The organism is Clostridium sp. ATCC BAA-442, from assembly GCF_964239415.1.
In the GTDB taxonomy this organism is placed as follows: domain Bacteria; phylum Bacillota; class Clostridia; order Oscillospirales; family Oscillospiraceae; genus Flavonifractor; species Flavonifractor plautii.
This window is the reverse complement of record NZ_CAXSQB010000011.1, coordinates 59320-61239: the sequence shown is the minus strand read 5'-3', so window position 1 is coordinate 61239 and position 1920 is coordinate 59320. Positions and strand designations below refer to the sequence as shown.

General features: G+C 64.8%; 1 protein-coding gene. It reads left to right on the top strand.

Annotated elements, in window-relative coordinates:
• Positions 1-116: 116 nt before the first annotated feature.
• Positions 117-1892, top strand: coding sequence for an oleate hydratase (locus ACESY8_RS06985; RefSeq protein ID WP_054339569.1), 1776 nt, complete (start codon positions 117-119; stop codon positions 1890-1892).
• Positions 1893-1920: the final 28 nt, after the last annotated feature.

Below are 1920 nucleotides of genomic sequence, written 5' to 3'. Positions count from 1 at the left end.
GGGCCCCGGTGATGAAACTTCCATCACCGGGCCCCCTCTGCTGATTGCGCCGCCGTTCCGGAGGGGCTATACTGGCCCCAGAATCCAAAGCAACGCTATGAAACGGAGGCATTTTCATGTATTATTCCAGCGGCAATTACGAGGCCTTTGCCCGCCCGGTGAAGCCGGAGGGCGTGGAGCATAAATCGGCCTATCTGGTGGGCTCCGGCCTGGCGGCCCTGACGGCGGCCTGCTATCTGGTGCGGGACGGGCAGATGCCCGGCCGGAACATCCACATCCTGGAGAAGGAGCCCATCGCCGGCGGCGCCTGCGACGGCTGGCACTACGAGGGACTGGGCTATGTCATGCGGGGCGGCCGGGAGATGGACAACCACTTCGAGGTCATGTGGGATTTGTTCCGCTCCATCCCGTCCATCGAGACCGAGGGCGTGTCCGTCCTGGACGAGTACTACTGGCTCAACAAGCGGGATCCCAACTACTCCCTCATGCGGGCCACGGTCAACCGGGGGGAGGACGCCCACACCGACGGCAAGTTCCGCCTGAGCGATCAGGGCGCCATGGAGATCATGAAGCTGTTCTTCACCCCCGACGAGGCCCTGTACGACAAGCGCATCACGGACGTGTTCAGCAGTGCGGTGCTGGAGTCCAACTTCTGGCTCTACTGGCGCACCATGTTCGCCTTTGAGAACTGGCACTCCGCCCTGGAGATGAAGCTCTACCTCAAGCGCTTCATCCACCACGTGGGGGGCCTGCCCGACTTCACCGCCCTGCGCTTCACCCGCTACAACCAGTATGAGTCCATGATCCTCCCCATGCTCAAGTACCTGGAGGAGCATGGCGTCCAGTTCCACTTCAACACCAGGGTGGTGGACGTGGAGTTCGACCTCCGGCCCGGCCGCAAGCAGGCCAGCCGCCTGGTGCTGCTGCGGGACGGGGCAGAGGAGCACATTGATCTGACGGAAAACGACCTGGTTTTCCTCACTCCCGGCGGCTGCGTGGAGAATTCCGCCCTGGGTTCCCAGGATTCCCCTGCCCCCTTCCGGCCGGAGCTGAAGCCCGGCGGCGGCTGGGACATGTGGCGGCGCATCGCCGCGCGGGACCCCGCCTTCGGCCGGCCGGACAAGTTCTGCTCCCAGCCGGAGTTGAGCAACTGGATGAGCGCCACCGTCACCACCCTTGACGACAAAATTCCCCCCTATGTCCAGCGCATCTGCCAGCGGGACCCCTTCTCCGGGAAGGTGGTCACCGGCGGCATCGTCACCGCCAGGGACTCCAACTGGCTGCTGAGCTGGACCTTCAACCGCCAGCCCCAGTTCCGCGACCAGCCCAGGGGGCAGCTCGTTGGGTGGATCTACGGCCTGTTCAGCGACAAGCCGGGCAACTTTGTGAAAAAGCCCATGCGGGAGTGCACCGGCCGGGAGATCTGCATGGAGTGGCTCTACCACATGGGGGTGCCCGAGGGGGAGATTGCGGAGCTGGCCGCCCACAGCGCCAACACCGTCCCCTGCATGATGCCCTACATCACCGCCTTCTTCCTGCCCCGGGCCGCCGGCGACCGGCCTCGCGTCGTTCCCGACGGGGCGGTGAACTTCGCCTTCCTGGGGCAGTTTGCCGAGACGGAGCGGGACACCATCTTTACCACCGAGTACTCCATGCGCACCGGTATGGAGGCGGTCTACACCCTGCTGGACATCGACCGGGGCGTGCCCGAGGTGTGGGGCTCCACCTACGACGTGCGGGATCTGATCAACGCCTCCGTCCAGCTGCGGGACGGCCGCAAGCTCACCGAGCTGGAGCTGAATCCGGCCGAGCGCCTTGCCCTCAAGGCGGTACTCAAAAAGCTCCATGGCACCGACCTGGAGAAGCTGCTCCAGGACTACCACGCCATCTGACCAGACCGGCCCCGGCGCTTTCGAAAAG